This window comes from Burkholderia catarinensis, assembly GCF_001883705.2.
Taxonomy (GTDB): Bacteria; Pseudomonadota; Gammaproteobacteria; order Burkholderiales; family Burkholderiaceae; genus Burkholderia; species Burkholderia catarinensis.
The window spans coordinates 53,612-73,262 of the sequence record NZ_MDEQ02000007.1 but is presented as its reverse complement, the minus strand read 5'-3'; the positions used below and the strand labels follow the sequence as shown (position 1 = coordinate 73,262).

At 68.3% G+C, this 19,651-nt stretch carries 21 protein-coding genes; 10 read left to right on the top strand and 11 right to left on the bottom strand.

Translation table 11 applies throughout. The annotated features are described in order from the left end of the window. The first annotated feature begins 171 nt into the window (after positions 1–171). Positions 172–318: a cytochrome bd-I oxidase subunit CydX gene (cydX, locus tag BFF94_RS13185; protein ID WP_128841976.1), complete on the top strand. Its 147-nt coding sequence runs from the start codon at positions 172–174 to the stop codon at positions 316–318. Then, positions 315–932 (top strand): P-loop nucleotide/nucleoside kinase family protein, encoded by a 618-nt coding sequence (locus BFF94_RS13180; RefSeq protein ID WP_128841975.1) that lies wholly within the window; start codon positions 315–317, stop codon positions 930–932. Before cydX ends, BFF94_RS13180 begins: the two co-directional genes overlap by 4 nt. Before the next feature lie 93 nt (positions 933–1,025). Here BFF94_RS13180 and BFF94_RS13175 read toward each other — a convergent pair whose 3' ends face one another. Then, positions 1,026–2,126 carry a saccharopine dehydrogenase family protein gene (locus BFF94_RS13175; protein ID WP_034181371.1) on the bottom strand — a complete coding sequence of 367 codons (1,101 nt, stop codon included), beginning with the start codon at positions 2,124–2,126 and terminating at the stop codon, positions 1,026–1,028. Between the two features lie 248 nt (positions 2,127–2,374). Here BFF94_RS13175 and BFF94_RS13170 point away from each other — a divergent pair, with 248 nt between their 5' ends. The 4 genes from BFF94_RS13170 (at position 2,375) to BFF94_RS13155 (ending at position 5,793) form a co-directional block, all read left to right on the top strand. Next, positions 2,375–3,157, top strand: a complete 783-nt coding sequence (locus tag BFF94_RS13170) for a COG4705 family protein (protein WP_128841974.1) — start codon at positions 2,375–2,377, stop codon at positions 3,155–3,157. Positions 3,158–3,204: 47 nt separating this feature from the next. Beyond that, positions 3,205–3,645 (top strand): hypothetical protein, encoded by a 441-nt coding sequence (locus BFF94_RS13165; protein WP_128841973.1) that lies wholly within the window; start codon positions 3,205–3,207, stop codon positions 3,643–3,645. 82 nt (positions 3,646–3,727) lie between these two features. Further along, on the top strand, positions 3,728–4,393 hold the full coding sequence (locus BFF94_RS13160; protein WP_128841972.1) for a response regulator transcription factor: 666 nt from the start codon (positions 3,728–3,730) through the stop codon (positions 4,391–4,393). Then, positions 4,369–5,793: a sensor histidine kinase gene (locus BFF94_RS13155; protein WP_219139427.1), complete on the top strand. Its 1,425-nt coding sequence runs from the start codon at positions 4,369–4,371 to the stop codon at positions 5,791–5,793. Before BFF94_RS13160 ends, BFF94_RS13155 begins: the two co-directional genes overlap by 25 nt. A gap of 3 nt (positions 5,794–5,796) precedes the next feature. Here the strand turns inward: BFF94_RS13155 and BFF94_RS13150 are convergent, their stop codons facing one another. After that, positions 5,797–6,261, bottom strand: coding sequence for an Lrp/AsnC family transcriptional regulator (locus tag BFF94_RS13150; RefSeq protein ID WP_006481526.1), 465 nt, complete (start codon positions 6,259–6,261; stop codon positions 5,797–5,799). 255 nt (positions 6,262–6,516) lie between these two features. Here BFF94_RS13150 and BFF94_RS13145 point away from each other — a divergent pair, with 255 nt between their 5' ends. Together BFF94_RS13145 and BFF94_RS13140 are read left to right on the top strand one after the other, a co-directional pair. Next, entirely contained in the window at positions 6,517–7,068 is a 552-nt protein-coding gene (locus tag BFF94_RS13145) for a Spy/CpxP family protein refolding chaperone (RefSeq protein WP_219139426.1), read from the top strand. A 128-nt stretch (positions 7,069–7,196) separates the two neighbouring features. Then, positions 7,197–7,628, top strand: a complete 432-nt coding sequence (locus BFF94_RS13140; RefSeq protein WP_128848609.1) for a PGDYG domain-containing protein — start codon at positions 7,197–7,199, stop codon at positions 7,626–7,628. 33 nt (positions 7,629–7,661) lie between these two features. On the opposite strand, the gene BFF94_RS13135 is transcribed toward BFF94_RS13140, so the two are convergent. From BFF94_RS13135 to BFF94_RS13100, 8 genes are all read right to left on the bottom strand, one after another. Then, a complete protein-coding gene (locus tag BFF94_RS13135; RefSeq protein WP_128848612.1) occupies positions 7,662–8,024 on the bottom strand; it encodes a DUF3022 domain-containing protein in 363 nt (120 codons plus the stop codon). A gap of 13 nt (positions 8,025–8,037) precedes the next feature. After that, a complete protein-coding gene (locus BFF94_RS13130) occupies positions 8,038–8,826 on the bottom strand; it encodes a YhfC family intramembrane metalloprotease (protein WP_128848614.1) in 789 nt (262 codons plus the stop codon). A gap of 54 nt (positions 8,827–8,880) precedes the next feature. Continuing rightward, complete coding sequence (locus BFF94_RS13125) at positions 8,881–9,924, bottom strand: LacI family DNA-binding transcriptional regulator (protein ID WP_219139425.1); 1,044 nt, start codon at positions 9,922–9,924, stop codon at positions 8,881–8,883. Between the two features lie 514 nt (positions 9,925–10,438). After that, positions 10,439–11,404 carry a 2-hydroxyacid dehydrogenase gene (locus tag BFF94_RS13120; protein ID WP_128842279.1) on the bottom strand — a complete coding sequence of 322 codons (966 nt, stop codon included), beginning with the start codon at positions 11,402–11,404 and terminating at the stop codon, positions 10,439–10,441. Between the two features lie 5 nt (positions 11,405–11,409). Continuing rightward, on the bottom strand, positions 11,410–12,690 hold the full coding sequence (locus BFF94_RS13115; protein WP_128842280.1) for an MFS transporter: 1,281 nt from the start codon (positions 12,688–12,690) through the stop codon (positions 11,410–11,412). A 298-nt stretch (positions 12,691–12,988) separates the two neighbouring features. Further along, positions 12,989–13,981 (bottom strand): sugar kinase, encoded by a 993-nt coding sequence (locus tag BFF94_RS13110; protein ID WP_128842281.1) that lies wholly within the window; start codon positions 13,979–13,981, stop codon positions 12,989–12,991. Between the two features lie 28 nt (positions 13,982–14,009). Further along, positions 14,010–14,774 (bottom strand): IolE/MocC family protein, encoded by a 765-nt coding sequence (locus BFF94_RS13105; RefSeq protein WP_219139424.1) that lies wholly within the window; start codon positions 14,772–14,774, stop codon positions 14,010–14,012. A 164-nt stretch (positions 14,775–14,938) separates the two neighbouring features. Beyond that, complete coding sequence (locus BFF94_RS13100) at positions 14,939–15,832, bottom strand: LysR family transcriptional regulator (protein ID WP_128842282.1); 894 nt, start codon at positions 15,830–15,832, stop codon at positions 14,939–14,941. 112 nt (positions 15,833–15,944) lie between these two features. Here BFF94_RS13100 and BFF94_RS13095 point away from each other — a divergent pair, with 112 nt between their 5' ends. Then, positions 15,945–17,021, top strand: coding sequence for a YeiH family protein (locus BFF94_RS13095; protein ID WP_128842283.1), 1,077 nt, complete (start codon positions 15,945–15,947; stop codon positions 17,019–17,021). Positions 17,022–17,124: 103 nt separating this feature from the next. Further along, complete coding sequence (locus BFF94_RS13090) at positions 17,125–18,858, top strand: ClcB-like voltage-gated chloride channel protein (protein WP_201260365.1); 1,734 nt, start codon at positions 17,125–17,127, stop codon at positions 18,856–18,858. A 34-nt stretch (positions 18,859–18,892) separates the two neighbouring features. Here the strand turns inward: BFF94_RS13090 and BFF94_RS13085 are convergent, their stop codons facing one another. Beyond that, positions 18,893–19,513 (bottom strand): TetR/AcrR family transcriptional regulator, encoded by a 621-nt coding sequence (locus BFF94_RS13085; RefSeq protein ID WP_128842286.1) that lies wholly within the window; start codon positions 19,511–19,513, stop codon positions 18,893–18,895. Between the last annotated feature and the right edge of the window lie 138 nt (positions 19,514–19,651).

Genomic DNA, 19,651 nt, shown 5'->3' with positions numbered 1-19,651 from the left:
AGTTTACCGGTTTGTCGCGCGGGCGGCCCGGCTTGCGCGGCACGGCGATATTGGTCATGATCGTGCTGCGTACGCCGCAGCACGCGCACCGGGGCGCTTCGACAGGCCCGCGTGACCCGCGTTGCGCGAAGCGCAATGGCCGTGCGGCCCCACCGTCAAGGAGACAGATCTATGTGGTATTTCTCGTGGATACTCGGCATCGGCGTGGCGCTCGGCTTCGGCATCATCAACGTGATGTGGCTGGAAGCGGAAGTGTTCTCGCGCGGCGACAAGCGTAACGACACGTCGAGCCAGGGGTCGGGGAGCCAGTATTCGTGACGCACCTGGTGTTCTTCTGCGGTCACGCCGGCACCGGCAAGACCACGCTCGCGAAGCGGCTCATCGGGCCGCTGATGCGCGCGACCGGCGAGGCGTTCTGCCTGCTCGACAAGGACACGCTGTACGGCCGCTACAGCTCGGCCGCGATGGGCGCGCTCACCGAGGATCCCAACGACCGCGACAGCCCACTCTACCTGAAGCACCTGCGCGATCCCGAATACCAAGGCCTGCTCGACACGGCCCGTGAAAATCTCGCGCTCGGCATCGGCACGATCGTCGTCGGCCCGCTGTCGCGCGAAGTGCGCGACCGGCGCATCCTCGACCGCGCATGGCTCGGCATCTCGCCCGACGTCACGCTGACGGTCGTCTGGGTCCACACGTCGGAAGACGTCGCGCACGAGCGGATCGTCGCACGCGGCAACCCGAACGATGCGTACAAGCTCGCGCACTGGGACGAATACCGGCAGCGCCGCTTCGTGCCGACCGGCCACGAATGCGACGACATCGTGATGTTCGACAACACCGCGCCATCCGACGCGGACGTCGACGCCCTGCTCTACCGCATCGCGCCGCCTCCACCACCGGCAACGATCGTCCCGCCGCTGCCGGCCTGACCGCCCCCCTTCTCTCCCCGCAAAAAAACAACGCCGGAAGCGCTGCTGCGCTCCCGGCGTCGTACGGCCCTCGTGCCAAAGGCTGGCGGGTGGTCAGGCGACCGCGTGCACACGCTCCATCGTGCCGCCTTCGTACAGCTTGCCGAAGCGGTTCGACAGGAACGCCTTCAGCGACACCTTTTCCTGCGGGATGAAACCGCTCTGCGGCAGCTTCTTCTCGCGGAACAGATCCAGCACCGCGCACATCGCGCCGGCCGTCGTGATCTGGATCGCGCTCATGTGCATCCCGCACACGTCCTTCGCGAAGATCTTGCGCGTGAACACGTCCTGCACGAGCTGGCCGTCCTTCACGCCCGTCACCGTGACGAACACGAGCACGACGTCCTGCTTCGTCGACGGCACCGCGCGGCGCATGATCGACTTCAGCGTGTCGCGGTCGGTCGACAGGCGCAGGTCCTCGAGCAGGAACTGGACGAGCTCGCGGTGGCCCGGGTAGCGCACCGACTTGTAGTCGAGCGTCTCGACCTTGCCCGACAGCGTCTCGCACAGCGTGCCGAGGCCGCCCGACGTGTTGAACGCTTCGTATTCGGTACCGTCGAGCGAGAAGTGCTCGAGGCCTTCGAGCGGCTGCACCCACTGCTTGCGGCCGTCGCGGATCGCCTCGCACGGCTGGCAGTATTCGTTGATCAGGCCGTCGACGCTCCACGTCAGGTTGTACTTCAGCGCGTTGGTCGGATACTCCGGCAGCGCGCCGACGCGCATCTTCACGTCGCGCACTTCGCTGAAGCCGTTCACCAGCTCGTGCGCGGCGATGCCGATGAAGCCCGGCGCGAGGCCGCACTGCGGCATGAACGCACGGTCGGAGCCGTCGGCCAGTTCGCGGATCGCGTGGGTTGCGCGCACGTCTTCGGTCAGGTCGAAGTAATGGACGCCGGCAGCCTTCGCGGCGGCGGCGACGTTGACCGCGAGGTAGTAAGGCAGCGCGTTGACGAGCGCATCGAAGCCCTTCACCGCTTCGCGAATCGCGTTCGCGTCGGCCGAATCCACCCGCTGCGTCGCAATGCCTTCGCGCGACAGCTTCGCGAGCGCGTCCGCATCGCGGTCGAACGCCACGACTTCGTAGTCGCCCGTTTCACGCAGCATATGGGCAATGGTGTGGCCGATCAGACCTGCGCCGACGATGGCGATTTTCATGCGCTTATCTCCTGAAGATGGGTTGGTGTTGTGTACGGCGTCGAGCCATGAACACAGTTTAGGGACGCGCAAAATCAGTTCCAAGACGAAGAATGATGCGAAACGACCTAGAATTTCGACGTTATGACTAGGCATTTCGTCGAAATGTCGAAACGACGCTTTTTCCCTGCTGCCCGCCTCGCTATGGCTGGCCTAAGTCTCCCGTTTCAGACTGCATGCCGACCACCCCATTTCCAAGGAGGCATCGCATGCAATCCCTGCCCGTCAATCGCGCGTCGCACTGGCTGAACAAGGTGCCCGACGTCGCACTGTCGTTCTGGATCGTCAAGATCATGTCGACCACGGTCGGCGAAACCGGCGCGGACTTTCTCGCGGTCAACGCGGGCCTCGGCCAGACCGTCACGCGCATCGGGATGGCCTCGCTGCTCGCGATCGCGCTGTGGCTGCAGTTGCGCACGCGCCGATACGTGCCGTGGATCTACTGGCTCACGGTGGTGCTGGTCAGCATCGTCGGCACGCAGATCACCGATCTGCTCACCGACGGCCTGAACGTCAGCCTGTATGCGAGTACCGCCGCGTTCGCCGTCGCGCTCGCCGCGATCTTCTTCGTGTGGCATCGCGTCGAAGGCACGCTGTCGATCGACACGATCGTCACGCCGCGGCGCGAGCTGTTCTACTGGGCCGCGATCCTCTGCACGTTCGCGCTCGGCACCGCCGCGGGCGATCTCGCGACCGAAGCGCTCGGGCTCGGCTTCACGCTCGGCGCGCTTTCCTTCGGCGCATTGATCGCGGCCGTGTTCGCGATGTGGCGGCTCGGCGTCAATGCGGTGCTGGCGTTCTGGATCGCGTACATCCTGACGCGCCCGTTCGGCGCATCGCTCGGCGACCTGCTCACGCAGGACCGTGCATACGGCGGGCTCGGCTTCGGCGCCGCCTGGACGAGCCTGCTGTTCCTGACCGTGATCGTGCTGCTCGTCGCCGTCGCGCAGTTCGGCAGCGGCCCGCGCTCGCGTGCCGGCGCCGCCGAATGACGCCCTTTCCCTTCCGTTCTTTCCGTTCATCGAATCGAGGACACCCCATGCGCATCCCGTATTCCGTTTCCCGTCTCGCCGTTGCCGCGGCCGCGATTGCCCTGTTGAGCGCCGCCGCCGGCTGCTCGAAGCAGCAGGATGCGAACGCATCGACATCGGTACCCGCGTCGGCTGCAGCATCGCCCTCGGCTGCCCGCGCATCGAAGCTCGGCGACCTGTCGCAGTTCCGTACGATCGCCGCCGACGTCAACACGCTCGTCGGCAAGGGCGACCTGGCCGGCGCGAAAACGCGCATCAAGGATCTCGAGATCGCGTGGGACTCGGCCGAGGCCGGCCTCAAGCCCCGCGCGGCCGCCGACTGGCACATGGTCGACCAAGAGATCGACCGTGCGCTCGGCGCGCTGCGCGCCGACCATCCGACCCAGGCCGATTCGGCCGCCGCGATGAAGAACCTGCTCGCGGCCTTCGACCGGTTCAGCGGCAAATAGGCGTCGCAGCGGGCGCGCGGCACGTGACGCGCGCCCGGGAATCGCATACGCTGGCGGCGTTTGAGCGGCACGGAGAACACGCATGCGAATACTGCTCGTCGAAGACGACCCGATGATCGGCGAGGCAGTCCATGCCGCGCTGAAGGACGCTTCGTACGCCACCGACTGGGTCACCGACGGCGTGCACGCGTTGACCGCGTTCGCCGCGCAGCCCTACGACCTGGTCCTGCTCGACCTCGGCCTGCCCGGCCGCGACGGGTTCGACGTGCTGGCCGGCATACGCGCGAAGGACGCCAGCGCGCCGCTGCTGATCGTCACCGCGCGCGACGGCCTCGACGATCGCCTGCGCGGCCTCGACGGCGGCGCCGACGACTACATCGTGAAGCCGTTCGAGATGGCCGAGCTGCTCGCGCGGATTCGCGTCGCGATCCGGCGCCGGGCCGGTTCGGCCGCGCCGCTGCTGAGCAACGGGGTCGTGTCGCTCGACCCGGCGACGCGCGAAGCCACCGTCGACGGGCACGCGCCGGTGCCGCTGTCGAATCGCGAGTTCTCGCTGCTGCGCGCGCTGCTGGTACGCCCCGGCGCAATCCTGTCGCGTCGCGAGCTCGAGGATCGCCTGTACGGCTGGGGAGAGGAAGTCGAAAGCAACGCGGTCGAGTTCCTGATCCATTCGCTGCGCCGCAAGCTCGGCAGCACCGTGATCAAGAACGTCAGGGGGGCGGGATGGATGGTTTCAAGAAACGCCTGAGCGAGTCGATCGGGTTCCGCCTGTCGGTCGCGCTGTCGGCCGCGATCCTGGTCGTCGCGACGGCCGCGGCCGCGTTCTCGTTTTCATCGGCATTCGACGAAGCGCACGAATTGCAGGACGACGTGCTGCGCGAGGTCGCGACGCTGCTCGACCGCGAGCGTGCGCCTTCGCCCCGTGCCGCCGGCGCCGGGCCCGCACGCGAAAGCGACGAACTGTCGCGCGTGATCGTGCAGCCGCTCGGCGGCGCTCCGCAGCCGGCCGCCGACGGCGCGCCGCGGCTTGCGCTGCCGCCGACGCTCGCCGACGGGCTGCATACCGTCGATGTCGGCGGCAACGTATATCGCGTGATGGTCCATACATTCGCGAACGGCGAGCGCATCGCGGTCGCGCAGGAAGCCGGCATGCGCGACGACGTGGCGCGCGAAAGCGCGTGGCGCACCGCGCTGCCGCTCTTGATCCTCGTGCCGATCCTGCTGCTGCTCGTCGCCGATCTCGTGCGCAAGCTGTTCCGCCCGGTGGCCGCGCTGTCCGCCGGCATCGACGCGCGCGACGAGCACGACCTGCGCCCCGTGGCGGCCGATCGCGTGCCGGTCGAGGTGCGGCCGTTCGTCGTCGCGATCAACCGGATGCTCGCGCGCGTCGCGCAATCGGTCGACGCGCAGCGCCGCTTCGTCGCCGATGCCGCGCACGAGCTGCGCTCGCCGCTCACCGCGATGTCGCTGCAGGCCGAGCGCCTCGCCGACACCGACCTGCCCGACGATGCGCGCGCGCGGCTCGCCGCGCTGCGCGGCGGGCTCGACCGCAGCCGCCACCTGATCGGGCAGCTCCTCGCGCTCGCGCGTGCGCAAAGCGCACCGGCCGCACCGCCCGGCGCCGTGTCGGTGCATGCGATCTATCGCCGCGTACTGGAAGACCTGATGCCGCTCGCCGAGGCGAAAGCGATCGACATCGGCGTCGAAGACGGCCCGGACACCCGCGTGCCCGTCGACGAGCTCGAACTCGCGTCGCTGGTCATGAATCTCGTCGACAACGCGATCCGCTACACGCCGCCCGGCGGACGCGTGGATCTGTCGGCGCAACGCACGGACACGCACGCGTGCGTGACGATCGCCGACACCGGGCCGGGCATCGCGCCGCATGAACTCGAGCGTGTGTTCGATCCGTTCTACCGGGTGCCCGGCAACGCGCAGATCGGCTCGGGGCTCGGCCTGTCGATCGTGAAGATCCTCGCGGACCGGATGGGTGCCGGCATCACGCTCGCGTATGCGGACGAACGGGCCTCGCGCGGGTTGCGCGTATCGGTGCGGATTCCGCTCGCGCGGCCGCCCGGCACGATGCAGCCCGACAACCGGGCCGATGCGCCAGCGCAAGACGCGCCGCGCGACGTACACCGCACCTGAGCGTCAGCCGCCGATCGTCCCGCGATCGATCTTGCGCGAAAGAATGATCGACGTCGTCGTGCGCTCGACGCCTTCGAGCGTGCCGATCTGGTCGAGCAGGTCGTTGAGCCGTTCGGGCGAATCGGCGCGCAGCCACGCGACGTAATCGTACTCGCCGCTCACCGCGCACAGCAGCTGCACTTCGGGCATCCGGTCGAGCTTGCGCAATACGTCCTTGCCGAACTTCGGCGTGAGGATGATGCCGACATACGCGTAGATGCTCGCGTCGAGCACGTCCTGCCCGAGCCGGACGCTGTAGCCGGCGATCACGTTGGTGCGTTCGAGCCGTGCGATGCGTGCGACGACCGTCGTGCGCGCGACGTCGAGCTGGCGCGCGAGATCCGCGACGCTGGCGCGCGCATCGGCTTGCAGCAGCGCAACGAGCTGCCGGTCGAGATCGTCGAGTTGGTCGAGACGGGGTGGACGCATGAGGCCGGACCGGCGCGCGACGCGCCGGCTAAGTGGAAGTTGACGCGATGATAGCGCCGAACGCCGGCACGCCCAAACGGCATCGCCCGAATCCGATATCAACCTTTCAATTTCGATTCGTATCGGATGTAAGCAAGTGTCGCATTCTCTGCCGCGCCGCACGCAACATGCTACTAATAGTGGGCGACGCGAGATGCGCGCTTGCGGCAGTTGCCGCCGTGCCCGCTCGCAAGACACCACCCCGGAGAGCCAACCATGAAGAAAATCTCGCTCACCCTCGCTACGCTCGTCGTTGCAGCCAGCGCGTTCGCGCAAACCCCGGCGCAGCCGCAAGCGCCCGCTCAGGCCACGCCGGCCGCGGCCGCGGCGTCGGCACCGACCGCCGAGCAGCGTGCGGCACGCCACGAAGCGCGCGTCGAGCAGCGCATCAAGTACCTGCACGACCAGTTGAAGATCACGTCGGCGCAGGAACCGCAATGGAAGACGTTCGCCGATACGATGCGCGACAACGGCGACACGATGGGCCGCCTCTATAGCGAACGGATGGCCAAGCACGACGTCTCCGCGCTCGACGACATCAAGCAGTATGCGGAACTGTCGCAGGCGAACGCCGACGGTGCGAAGAAGCTCGCCGACGCATTCGCGCCGCTCTACGAGAAATTCCCTGCCGAGCAGAAGGCGCTGGCCGACACGACGTTCCGCAGCTGGCTGCACCACGACGGCGAGCATCGCGGCAAGGGCAAGACGAAGGGCAAGGAAGGCAAGGCGGCAGCCGCGCCGGCCGCAAGCGCACCGGCGCAGCCCTGACCCTCTCCCCGCCGGCGCCGCGCTGCCCGTCCGGGCCGAACGGCGCCGCGCCCGCTCCAGGCGATCGGCGCGTCACACGGCGCGCCGAATTCGGGATAAGCTCCGGCTTTTCCCGCACTTCCCCCGCCATGCTCGAACTCAAGCACATCGATCTGCGCACCGATCCGCAGGCTCGTCGCGTCGTCAAGGACGAAACCGTCGCCGTTTCCTTCGCGGATGCCGACGGCGAACTGATGAGCCTCGAAGGCCCGAACCGCTATGCCGCGGGCGACGCGCTGATCACCGGCTCGACCGGCGACCGCTGGGTCGTGTCGCGCGCACGCTTCGACGCCAAATACCTGCCCGCCGATCCGGCACTCGCGCACGGCACACCGGGCGCCTACCGGAACCGGCCTGCCGTCGTGCTCGCCCGCCGGATGGACGAACCGTTTACGATCGCCCGCTCGGAAAACGGCGACACGCTGCGCGGCGTTGCCGGCGACTGGGTGATGCAGTACGCGCCCGGCGACTACGGCGTCGTGCAGGCGCAGCGCTTCGCGCAGGTCTACCGCGACGCGTAATGCGGCGCACCGGCAGCGCGCCGGCGCGAACGTTCACGCAAAGTCTTCGTCGAGTTCGAGTTCCGCGTCGCGCTCGACGGCTTCGCCTGCCGCATGCCGCTCCTCGAGCGACCCGAGCATCGCTTCCGTATACGCATGCAGTACCGCCTGGCTGCGCGCACGCTGCATCGGCTTGAGCGCCAGGTAGCGCGCGAGCGCGGCCGGCACGATGCGGATATCGAGCGTCATCCGCTTCGGCGTCGCGCCGAAACGCATCGCGAGCCAGTGCACGGACAGGAACCGTCCGCGCGCGTCGCTGCTTTCGGCGAAGCGCGTCTGCTCCGGAAAGAGATCGCAGATCACGCGCGCGAGCGCGTCGAATTCCGCGCTCTGGCATTCGATCAGATAGTCGTCCATCCCGTCTCTCCCGTCAGGCAGCCGTACGCGACGGCCGGCACGCCTTCACCAGCACGACGACCAGGATCGCGGCCAGCACGAAATACCCGGCCTCGACCCAGGCGGGCGGCAGCACGCGCACCTGATACAGCAGCGCCGGTGCCGCCGCGAGCGCATGCAGCACGATCGCGAGCGGCAACACGCCCGCGCGGCCGGCGCGCACGCCGCGCCAGACCAGCACCGACAGCGCAAGCTGCAGCACGAACGCCGAGCAACGTTCGAGCAGCAGCAGCAGGATCGACTGCGCCGACAGCGTCGCGAGCATCACGTGCAGCCGCACGACGGTATCGCCCGGCAGGTCGGAGAGCTGCGTCTCGAGCTGGCCGCGGCTCGCGAGCCACGCGAGATACGACCACTGGCCCCACACGAGCACGCCGACGAACCACGCTTCGGCGCCGCCGTGGCCAATCCCGTAGCCGATTCCGCGGCCGTCGCCGGTCGACGCGCCGTAGCGGCGATTCAGGAAACGCATCCCGAGATAGCGGCCGACTTCCTCGAACACGGCGGTCGCGAGCGCGCTGTACGCGACGAACGCGAGCGGCTGCGTCAGCCAGCCATCCGGCGGCGTCCGGCTCAGCACGAGCCCGTGGAACGCGCGTTCGACGATCATCGCGAACAGCGTGAAGACGGCGACGCCGACGATCGTGTCGCGGCGGTTGAGCGCAAGCGGCTTGCGCAGGATGCGATAGAGGACGAGCGGCAGCAGCGCGATGATCAGCGTGGCGGCAATCAGCACCGCCAGCGTGACGGGAGCGACAGTCATGTATTTCCTTGTTCGGGGCAGCGCACCTGACGCGCTGCGTGCCCCGCATGATACTCAGCTTGCAGTCGACGCGCGCGCAATCAGCTCGCCCGGCAGCATCGCGACGCGCACGTCGCCCGCCACACCGTCGATCCGTTCGTGCACGAATTCGACGGCCTTGTAGCCGATTTCGTAGGTCGGCTGACGGATCGTCGTGATGCCGATCAGCTCGGCCCATTCCGGATCGTCGATCGACAGCAGCGCCGCCTTCTGCTGCCATGCCGCGCCGAAACGCGCGCGCAGGTGGCGCGCGATCGCGAGCGCGACCGGCGCGTTCGCGGCAAACAGCGCCGCGCGCACGCCGCGCCGCGCCGCGTCGTCGATACGGGCATCGACGTCGGCGAGCGCCGCCGCGGCCGCGTCGGGCTCGTTCAGGTCGAGCACGACCGTCGGCGGCACCGGCAGCCCGCGCGCGTCCAGCGCCGCGCGGAATGCAGCCTCGCGCACGCGCCGCGAGCTGACGCGCTCGAACGGTTGCACGACGAAATGGATCGCGTCGAAGCCGTGTTCGACCAGGTGCGCGAGCGCCGTCTCGATCGCGTCGGCGTTGTCGAGGCCGATCAGGTCAGCCTCGAAGCCCTCGACGGTCCGGTCGACGAGCACGGCCGGGATGCCGGCGCCGCGCAGCGGGCGCAGCACGTCTTCGTCTGCGCCAAGCGCGTTGACGATCAGGCCTTCGACACGGTAGGTCGTGAGCAGCTGCAGGAAGCGGCGCTCCATCTCGACCTCGTTCGCCGCGTGACAGATGAGCGGCATGTAGCCAAGCGCATGGCACGCGGCCTCGACGCCTTGCAGCACTTCGATGGTGTATGGATTGGTCAGGTCGGCCGCGAGCATGCCGAGCAGCCGGTTGCGGCCGCGCTTGAGCCCGCGCGCCATCTGGTTCGGCCGGTAATTGAGCCGCGCGATGGCCACCTCGATCCGCTGGCGCAGATCGGCGGACAGCACGTGCGTCTCGCCGTTCAGGTAGCGCGACACGCTGGTCTTGCCCGTGCCGGCCTCGCGCGCGACATCGCTGATCGTCGCCGGACGCGTCGGGGTAGGTTGCGAATCGGTCACTGTCGTGCCTCGCGGCGTACGATCCGCGCCGCTTTGTGAGCAGACGGACCTTTGTTGTTGGAAAAGTAAGCCACCCGGCGGACTCTCCTGTCGATCAGCGTTAGCGCTTTAGCGCTTACGCTGATCCCATGCTTCGCGGTCGACCAGCGTTAGCGCTTCAGCGCTTACGCGGGTCCCATGCTTCGCGGTCGAACAGCGTTCGCGCTTCAGCGCCTGCGCTGGTCCCATGCTTCGCGGTCGAACAACGTTCGCGCTTCAGCGCCTGCGCTGATCCCATGCTTCGCGGTCGATCGGCACCGGCGCGTCGGCGCCCGTTCCGGTCACGTGCAACAGCAGTCGGCCGCACCGGACCTGGCGCGAATGCCCGTCGCCGGACGCCGCCGGCAGCGGTGCCGTGCCGTCGATGCGACAAGCGGGCGATCATAACGCAGCCAGCCCTCCGGCACCAAGACCCTCGCCTCTAACCCCGCCGGCCGATTGCCGACCCGATTGCCGACCCGTTACCCGCCGCGGCTCAGGCCCGCGCGAGCGCGTCCGGATTGACGAGATTCGTGCGCAGCGTGCCGGCCAGCGCGCCGACCAGGTTTTCCGCAGCGCAGCGCGCCATCGCGTGGCGCGTCTCGTGCGTCGCCGAGCCGATATGCGGCAGCGCGACGACATTCTTCATCTGCAGCAGCGGCGAATCCGCCGGCAGCGGCTCCTTCTCGAACACGTCGAGCCCCGCGCCGCGGATCGTGCCCGCGCGCAGCGCGTCGACCAGCGCGGCTTCGTCGACCACGGGCCCGCGCGACGCGTTGATCAGGATCACGCCGCGCTTCATCTTCGCGAATTCGGGCGCGCCGATCAGGTGGCGCGTTTCCGGCGACAGCGGCACCTGCACGCACACGAAATCCGCTTGCGCGAGCAGCTCGTCGAGCGTCACGCGCCGTGCGCCGTACTGCGTCTCGGCTTCCGCATGCGCGGACCGGTTCGCGTACAGCACCTGCATCCGGAAGCCGAGCGCCGCGCGGCGCGCGACCGCGCCGCCGATCCGCCCGAGCCCCACGATACCGAGCGTCTTGCCCTGCACGTCGGTGCCGTACAGGTCGGGGCCGATGCTGCGATGCCAGTGGCCGGCCTTCACCCACTCGGCCAACTCGACCACGCGTCGCGCGGACGCGAGGATCAGCGAAAACACCGTATCGGCGGTCGACTCGGTCAGCACGTCGGGCGTATGCGCAAGCACGATGCCGCGCCGCGTGAGATCCGCGACGTCGAAGTTGTCGTAGCCGACCGAGATCGTCGACCACGCCTTCAGCCGCGGGGCGAGGTCGAGCATCTGCGGCGTGACCTTCAGGCTCGCGCCTATCGCGCCGTCCGCGTCGCCGAGCGCATCGGCGAGCGTTTCGGCGCCGTCGGCCTGCACGACGTCCGCATGCTCGCGCAGGTACGCGAGAACGTCATCGGGCAGCGGCTTGTACGCGACGATACGAGGCTTCATCGGTTTCATTTTCCTTGCAAGGGCGCTGCGAGCGAATGCGCATCGCGCGCCTGGGGTTTGACGGACAGCGTGAGGATCACCGCAGCGACGAGCGCCACGCTCATGAAGGCGTACGACGCGACGGGCGACCCGGTCGCGCCGTTCAGGTAGCCGACGAAGTACGAGCCGACGAACGAGCCGAGCGCGCCCATGCTGTTGATCAGCGCCATCGCGCCGCCGGCGACGTTCCTCGGCAGCAGCTCCGGCACGATCGCAAAGAACGGGCCGTACGGCGCGTACATCGCGGCGCCTGCCACGACCAGCAACGCATACGAGATCCAGAAATGCGACGAGCCGAGCGCATACGATGCGGCGAACGCGGCCGCGCCGACCAGCAGGAACGGCCACACGAAGCCGCGCCGCGAGCCGACCTTGTCGGATGCCCACGATGCGGCGAGCATCGCGATCGTCGCCGCGAGATACGGCAGTGCGGACAGCCAGCCGGTCGCGACCATCCCCAGGTCGGAGCCGTTCTTGACGATCGACGGCAGCCACAGCACGAAGCCGTACACGCCGATGCTCCAGCAGAAATACTGCGCGCACAGCTTGATCACGGCCGGCGAGCGGAACGCCTCGCCATAGTTGCGCACGGGCTTGATCGCTGCCTGCTCGGCCACCAGCGCGGCGTCGAGGTCGCGCTTTTCCTGCGCGGTGAGCCACGGCGAATCGGCCGGCTTGTCCTGCACGAGGAACCACCAGCACACGGCCCAGATGATGGCCGGCACGCCTTCGGCGATGAACATGTGGCGCCAACCGAATTCGTGCACGAGATAGCCCGACACGATCGACATCCACAGCACGGTGACCGGGTTGCCGAGGATCAGGAACGTGTTCGCGCGGGAGCGTTCGTTCTTCGTGAACCAGTTGCTGATGTAGATCAGCATCGCCGGCATCACGGCCGCCTCGACGATGCCGAGCACGAAGCGGATCGCCATCAGCGACGGGATGTTGCTGACCACGCCCGTGAGCGCCGCGCAGCCGCCCCACAGCACGAGGCTGACGAACACGAGCTTCTTCACGCTGCGGCGCTCCGCGTAGATCGCACCGGGGATCTGGAAGAAGAAATAGCCGAGGAAGAACAGCGCGCCGATCAGCGACGACAGGCCCTTGCTGATCCCGAGGTCCTGGTTGATGCCCGCCGCCGCCGCGAACCCGTAGTTCGCGCGGTCAAGGTAGGCGAGGCTATACGTGATGAAGACGATCGGCATGATCGTCCACCAGCGTCGTGCTGCGAGATTGGCTGCCATGAAAGTGTCTCCGTTGTCGACGTGAGTTAGCGCTTTAGCGCTTACTCACGTCCCATGCCGCAGTTGGCAAGAGTTGGCGCTTCAGCGCCTACTCTTGCCCTGCGGCGGTCGATGGGAGTTGGCGCTTTAGCGCTTACTCCCGTCCCATGCCGCTGTTGGCGAGAGTTGGCGCTTCAGCGCTTACTCCCGTCCCATGCCGTGGTCGACGAGAATCCGCACTATCGCGCCAACTCCCGTCCCATGCAAAACCGTGCATCACGCACGAAACGAATCCGCGGATTGTGCCGTGTCCGGCCTCTCATTGCGCGGTGACGGTTTCCTCTAAGCGATCGGCGCGATTGCTGACATTTTCGAGTCGATCGAGTGCGGCGCGCGTCGGCAAGCCTTCCGAATCGCCGATCACCTGGATTGCGAGCGCGCCGATCCGGTTGCCCCGCGCGACGGCCTGCTCGACGCTCCGGCCTTCCAGCAGCGCGCTGACCACGCCGACCGCGAAGCCGTCGCCGGCGCCGACCGTGTCGACGACCTTTTCCACGCGCTCACCCGCGACCTTGCCCTCGCGGCCGTCGGCCGTCCGGAAGTACGCGCCTTCCGCGCCGAGCTTGATCACGACGCCACGCGCGCCCTGCGCGAGATAGAAGCCCGCGATATCGGCCGGCGTGTCGTGCCCGGTGAGCTGCCGCCCTTCTGCCAGGCCCGGCAGCACCCAGTCGGCGAGCGTCGCGAGCGCGTTCAGCGTCTTCGCCATCACGTCGGCGGACGGCCACAGCGTCGGGCGCAGGTTCGGGTCGAACGAGATCGTCTTGCCGGCCGCGCGCATCTCGCGCGCGAGCCGGAACGCGAGTTCGCACGACGTCGCGGAGATCGCCGGCGCGACACCCGTCAAGTGCAGGTGGCGTGCGCCGAGCACGTAGTCGGCCACGTAGTCGTCGCACGACAAGTAGCTCGCCGCCGAGCCCTTGCGGAAATATTCGACGCTCGGGTCGCTGCCGTCGTCGTTGCGCGACTTCAGCTGGAAGCCGGTCGGGTAACGCGGATCGACGGTCACGCACGACGCGTCGATGCCTTCGCGCGCCAGCGTGTCGAGCACGTAGCCGCCGAACGAATCGCGGCCGACGCGGCTCATCCAGCCGACCCGGAAGCCGAGCCGCGACAGGCCGATCGCGACGTTCAGGTCGGCGCCCGCGATCCGCTTCGCGAATTGCGTCGCATGCGTGAGATGGCCGGGCTCGGTCGCGACGAACATCGCCATCGCTTCGCCGTAGGTCACGACATCGAGTGCTGCTTTCATGAATGAACTCCCCAGGATCCTTCCGCCGTCACGCGGTTGCGAGCCACGCGACGCGCCGGCAGGCATCGCCCGCGAGGTCGGCCGCGTCGAACGGAAACTCGATGCCGCGCGGCACATGCTGCGGCAACACCGCAAGCACGCCGGTCACGAGCGGATCGTTCGGCGCCGGCGCAGCGGCGAAACGGCGCGCGCCCTCGCCAACGACGGCCTTGCAATGAATGTATTCCACATGCGGCGCGAGCAACTGCGCGCAATCGAGCGGCGCTTCGCCCGGCCACTGCCAGTTGCCGATGTCGAACGTCATCCCGAGCGCATCGGGCATGCCCGCCTCGGCCAGCGCATCGAACAGCCCGCGGAACTGCGCGAGCGCGCCGCCGACCGGAAGCTGGCCGTTCTCGACCACCACGCGGGCCCGCGAGCCGCGCGACAGCGCGACGATGTCGGCCGCGTGCGCGTCGCCGGCGAAGCCGCCGAGTTGGAATTTCACGAAGCGCGCGCCGAGCGCGTCGGCTTCCGCGAGCGCGTCGCGCAATGCATCGGCATTGAGCGCACCCGTTTCCGTGTACAGCGTGGCGGGCGTCGAATAGACCGGCCACATCCCGTGGCCGGCCAGTTGCGCGCCGAGCGCGGCCAGCGCACCGGGCGCCGCGTCGTCGTCCGACGCGAACAGTTCGCGCCGCACTTCGAAACCGGTCGCACCGGACGCCGCCGCGGTCGCGACGAATGCGCTGTGGCCCTCCTCACGCACGCGGTCCATCCCGAATGCGCTCGCCACGATCACGATGTCTGCCATTTTGCCCTTTTTTTACCGGCATGGAACCGGTTCCATTTGCTTGAGACGGATGGTGCGCTTCACGTCAGGCGCACGCCATAGAGGAAATCCCTAGGGCCGTGCGTCGCACGAATGCGCGCCCGCCGGCACGCATGTCGCGTTCCCGGGCCGGCGGCTTCGGTCGCTTACCCGACGTTCTTCGCGAGGCTCATTTCGAGGAATTGCGCGGCGACCCGCGACGGCGCACCGCCATGCGGCACGAGGATCGAGAAATGGCGCGTGAGCGGCGCCGGCGCGAGCGAGCGCATCACGAGCGCCGCGTCGTCGTGACGCAACGACATCGCGGACACGAATCCCACCCCCATCCCCGCGCGCACGGCCTCCTTCACCGCCTCGACGCCCGCGATCTCGAACGCGACGCGCATCGGCGCCGTCTCCTGCGCGAACGCGCGCTCGACGAGCTGCCGCACGGCGGAGCCCTCCTCGCGCAACACGAGTGGGTGCGCGGTCAGTGCACCCAGCGTGACGCCCGACGCATGTTCGGGCGCGGCCAGCGGATGGCCGGCCGGCACGATCGCGACGATCTCGTCCTCGTGCCACGCATGCACCGCGGTACCGGGCGGCAGCGCCTCGCCGGGCGGGCCTTCGATCATCGCGATATCGAGCGACGCCAGCGCGGCGACCACGTCGGCCGTGTTGCCGCTCATCGTCTGGATCGTCACGCGCGGCGCGCTCGGCTGGAACGCCGCGATCAGGTACGGCAGCAGGTAGCTCGCGGGCGTCGTGCTCGCGCCGATGCGCAACGTGCCGGCCTCGAGGCCGCGCACCGCGTCGCGAAACGCGCGCGCCTGCGCGAACGTATCGCGCTGCGCCTTCGCGTACTGCGCGAGCTGCTCGCCAACCGGCGTCAGGCGGATGCCGCGGCCGTCGCGCTGGTACAGCGGCTCGCCGAATTCGTCCTGCAGCAGCCGCAACTGGCCCGACACGGCCGGCTGTGACAGATGCAGCGCCACGGCGGCGCGGCTGATGTTCAGGTGTTCGGCAACGGCGGCGAACGTTATCAGTTGATCCGGGGTCATGGGGGTGAATTATCAGCTTTCCGGATAGTTTACGTCACAAATCACAATTTTTCATATCGATATAACGAAATTAGGATTACAGCATCGCAACACGCTCCATCACGGTGCTTTCATGTCCACTGCCCCGACTCCCCATCTCAGCCACACCGCGCCGTCGATGCGCGGCCAGTTGAACGGCGTCCTGTTCGTCGCGCTGTTCGCGGCCGCCGTCACGAGCCTGTCCCAGCTCCCCGCGATCGCGGGGCTCGGCCTGTCGCCGCTGATCGTCGGCATCGTCGCCGGTGCGCTGTACGGCAACGCGCTGCGCGACGGCATGCCGGCGAGCTGGGCGGCCGGCGTCAACTTCTCCGCGCGCAAGCTGCTGCGCATCGCGGTCGCGTTCTTCGGGTTGCGCGTGAGCCTGCAGGAAATCGCGCAGGTCGGGCTGCCGGGCCTGACGGTGTCGGTGCTGGTCGTCGTCAGCACGCTCGTGATCGGCACGTGGGCCGGCATGAAGCTGATGAAGCTCGACCGCGACGCGGCGCTGCTGACCGCCGCCGGCAGCGCGATCTGCGGCGCGGCCGCCGTGCTCGCGTTCGAGTCGACGCTGCAGTCGAAACCGCACCAGAGCGCGATGGCCGTGGGCAGCGTCGTGCTGTTCGGCACGCTGTCGATGTTCCTGTATCCGATCGCGTATCACGCCGGGCTGCTGAACCTCGATCCGGCCGGCCTCGGCCTGTTCTTCGGCGGCACGATCCACGAGGTCGCGCAGGTGGTCGGCGCGGCCAGCGACATCAGCCCGCAGGTCGCGCACATCGCGACGATCGTCAAGATGACGCGCGTGATGCTGCTGGTCCCGGTGCTGCTGGCGCTCGGCTGGTGGCTCGCCCGCTCGGCGCGCTCGGTTCACGCCGCGGCCGGCGGCGCGCAAGGCAAGCGCAAGGTGGCCGTGCCCTGGTTCGCGCTCGGCTTCCTGGGCTTCGTGATCGTCAATTCGCTGAATGTGCTGCCCGCCGACGTCACGCACACGCTGAACGTGCTCGACACCTTCGCGCTGACGATGGCGATGACCGCGCTCGGCATCGAAACACGCGTGGCGCAGATCCGCGCGGCCGGCCCCCGCGCGCTGATGACCGGCCTGATCCTGTACGTGTGGCTGATCGCCGGCGGCTACGGGATCACCTGGGCCGTGCAGTACTGGCTTGGCTGAGCCGCCCGTCCGTGACACTTCGCGCGCCGCGCCCGACGGGAGGGTCCCGCCGGCGCGGCGCAGTGCTATGCTTCGCGTCGTTTTCCATCGCCCTCTTTCAGCCGTGCTCTCGTTCCTGCTGAAGCTGCGCACTCGCGCCCAAACGCTGTTCCGCCTGTCGGACGCCCATACGATGCTGATCTGGTCGGCGATCGTCGGCGTCGGCGGCGCCTTTGCCACCATGGCGTTCCGCGAAGGCATCGACCTGATGCAGCACCTGATCTCCGGGCGCAGCGGCAGCTTCGTCCAGATGGCGAAGAGCCTGCCGTGGTACGTGCGGTTCTGGATGCCGGCCGCGGGCGGCTTCCTCGCCGGCTGCGTGCTGCTGCTCGCGACGCGCGGCGACAAGCCGTCCGGCAAGACCGACTACATGGAATCCGTCGCGCTCGGCAACGGCATCGTGCCCGTGCGGCAGAGCCTGTGGCGCAGCGTGTCGTCACTGCTGACGATCGGCAGCGGCGGCTCGATCGGCCGCGAAGGCCCGATGGTGCAGCTCGCGGCGCTCGCCGCGTCGCTCGTCGGCCGCTTCGTGCACTTCGACCCGCCGCGCCTGCGCCTGCTGGTCGCCTGCGGCGCCGCGGCCGGCATCACGTCCGCGTACAACGCGCCGATCGCCGGCGCGTTCTTCGTGTCGGAGATCGTGCTCGGCACGATCGCGATGGAGAGCTTCGGGCCGATGGTCGTCGCGTCGGTCGTCGCCAACATCGTGATGCGCGAATTCGCCGGCTACCGGCCGCCGTACGAGATGCCGGTGTTTCCGGCCGTCACGGGCCCCGAGGTGCTGCTGTTCGTCGTGCTCGGCGCGCTGTGCGGCGTGCTCGCGCCGCAGTTCCTGCACCTGCTCGACGCGTCGAAGAACCAGTTCAAGCGGCTGCCCGTGCCGCTGCCCGCGAGGCTCGCGATCGGCGGCCTCGTCGTCGGCGTGATCTCGGTGTGGATTCCGGACGTATGGGGAAACGGCTACAGCGTGGTGAACCACATCCTCCATTCGCCGTGGACCTGGCAGGCGCTCGTCGCGGTGCTCGTGTTCAAGGTGATCGCGACCGCCGCGACGGCCGGCTCGGGCGCGATCGGCGGCGTGTTCACGCCGACGCTGTTCGTCGGCGCGGTGTTCGGTTCGCTGTTCGGGCTCGCGATGGAAGCCCTGTGGCCCGGCCATACGTCGGCGTACTTCGCGTACGCGATCGTCGGGATGGGTGCGTTCATGGCGGGCGCCACGCAGGCGCCGCTGATGGCGATCCTGATGATCTTCGAGATGACGCTCAGCTACCAGGTCGTGCTGCCGCTGCTGGTGTCGTGCGTGTTCGCGTATTTCGTCGCGCGCGCGACGGGCACGACGTCGATGTACGACATCACGCAGCACCACTACCAGGACGCGCAGGAACGGCTGCGGCTGCGCACCACGCAGATGCGCGAGCTGATCCAGCCCGCGCAGACGGTCGTGCCGCTCACGGCGAGCGTCGCCGACATGACGCGCGTGTTTCTCGAATATCCGGTGAAGTACCTGTACGTGACCGACGACGCCGGGCGCTTCCGCGGCGCGGTCGCGCTGAAGGACATCACGTCGGACCTGCTCGACAAGCGCGACACGGCCGACAAGACGGCCGCACACTACGCGCATACGCCGTTTCCGCTTCTCACGCCCGACATGCCGCTCGCCACCGCGCTCGAACGCTTCATGGCGTTCCAGGGCGAACGGCTGCCGGTGATCGAGAGCGAAGCCGAGCCGACGCTCGCGGGGGTGGTCTACAAGACGTCGCTGCTCGATGCGTACCGGCGGATGACCGGCGAGCGCTGACGCGCGGCTCGCCGCCCGCCATACTTCCGCGCATTCAGTCCGGCGCGCGCCCCAGCACGACCCGCGCGAAGAACCCCGCGAGCACGGCCTCGGCCGCGTCGGCCGATACGTGCTGCGGATCGGCCGTGTAGTACGACTGCACGCCATCGCACAGGCACATCAGCCCGAACGCGAGCGTATCGGCCGGCAGCAGCAGCGGCGTGCCCGCCCGCTCGGCGAAGCGCTGGATGAATTCGGCCATCTGCACGCGCTTGCCGTGCAGGAACTGGTTGAAGTGCACGCGGAACTTCGCGTCGCGCGCCGCCTGCAGCTTCGCCTCGCCCCACAGCAGCGAGTATTCGTCGTCGCGAAACAGCGTCCGGTAATACGCGAGCGACAGCGACTCCATCTGCTCGCGTGATCCGCCACTGTCGAAAATCGCCTCGAAATCGGCCCGCACCTCCGCGTGATCCCGCTCCAGCAACGCCAGCAGCAGGTCGGACTTGCTGTGGAAATTCGAATAGAACGCGCCGCGCGTATAGCCTGCCGCCGCCGCGATGTCTTCGACGCTCGCGGCCACATAGCCCTTCTTCAGAAAAATTCGATGCGCGGCTTTCAGCAGACGTTCGCGCGTCTGGTCCCTGCTCTGCTCGCGAGTTAAGCGCTGTGGTTTCATGCCGCGCAGTCTAGCACCCTTTACCTTTCGGATTCATCTTTGCATTCGGATACATGTGTGTATTAGAATTCACCACAGTTTCCCAAAGATATCGTCCGCGCGCCCATCCCGGCGCCGCTTGGGGCAAGCGCCCGCCGC

Bases quoted from the DNA above. Each gene is read 5' to 3' on its own strand.
- cydX (WP_128841976.1), top strand. From the start codon at position 172: ATGTGGTATTTCTCGTGGATACTCGGCATCGGCGTGGCGCTCGGCTTC.
- BFF94_RS13175 (WP_034181371.1), bottom strand. From the start codon at position 2,126: ATGAAAATCGCCATCGTCGGCGCAGGTCTGATCGGCCACACCATTGCC.
- BFF94_RS13170 (WP_128841974.1), top strand. From the start codon at position 2,375: ATGCAATCCCTGCCCGTCAATCGCGCGTCGCACTGGCTGAACAAGGTG.
- BFF94_RS13165 (WP_128841973.1), top strand. From the start codon at position 3,205: ATGCGCATCCCGTATTCCGTTTCCCGTCTCGCCGTTGCCGCGGCCGCG.
- BFF94_RS13160 (WP_128841972.1), top strand. From the start codon at position 3,728: ATGCGAATACTGCTCGTCGAAGACGACCCGATGATCGGCGAGGCAGTC.
- BFF94_RS13155 (WP_219139427.1), top strand. From the start codon at position 4,369: ATGGATGGTTTCAAGAAACGCCTGAGCGAGTCGATCGGGTTCCGCCTG.
- BFF94_RS13150 (WP_006481526.1), bottom strand. From the start codon at position 6,261: ATGCGTCCACCCCGTCTCGACCAACTCGACGATCTCGACCGGCAGCTC.
- BFF94_RS13145 (WP_219139426.1), top strand. From the start codon at position 6,517: ATGAAGAAAATCTCGCTCACCCTCGCTACGCTCGTCGTTGCAGCCAGC.
- BFF94_RS13140 (WP_128848609.1), top strand. From the start codon at position 7,197: ATGCTCGAACTCAAGCACATCGATCTGCGCACCGATCCGCAGGCTCGT.
- BFF94_RS13135 (WP_128848612.1), bottom strand. From the start codon at position 8,024: ATGGACGACTATCTGATCGAATGCCAGAGCGCGGAATTCGACGCGCTC.
- BFF94_RS13130 (WP_128848614.1), bottom strand. From the start codon at position 8,826: ATGACTGTCGCTCCCGTCACGCTGGCGGTGCTGATTGCCGCCACGCTG.
- BFF94_RS13120 (WP_128842279.1), bottom strand. From the start codon at position 11,404: ATGAAGCCTCGTATCGTCGCGTACAAGCCGCTGCCCGATGACGTTCTC.
- BFF94_RS13115 (WP_128842280.1), bottom strand. From the start codon at position 12,690: ATGGCAGCCAATCTCGCAGCACGACGCTGGTGGACGATCATGCCGATC.
- BFF94_RS13110 (WP_128842281.1), bottom strand. From the start codon at position 13,981: ATGAAAGCAGCACTCGATGTCGTGACCTACGGCGAAGCGATGGCGATG.
- BFF94_RS13105 (WP_219139424.1), bottom strand. From the start codon at position 14,774: ATGGCAGACATCGTGATCGTGGCGAGCGCATTCGGGATGGACCGCGTG.
- BFF94_RS13100 (WP_128842282.1), bottom strand. From the start codon at position 15,832: ATGACCCCGGATCAACTGATAACGTTCGCCGCCGTTGCCGAACACCTG.
- BFF94_RS13095 (WP_128842283.1), top strand. From the start codon at position 15,945: ATGTCCACTGCCCCGACTCCCCATCTCAGCCACACCGCGCCGTCGATG.
- BFF94_RS13085 (WP_128842286.1), bottom strand. From the start codon at position 19,513: ATGAAACCACAGCGCTTAACTCGCGAGCAGAGCAGGGACCAGACGCGC.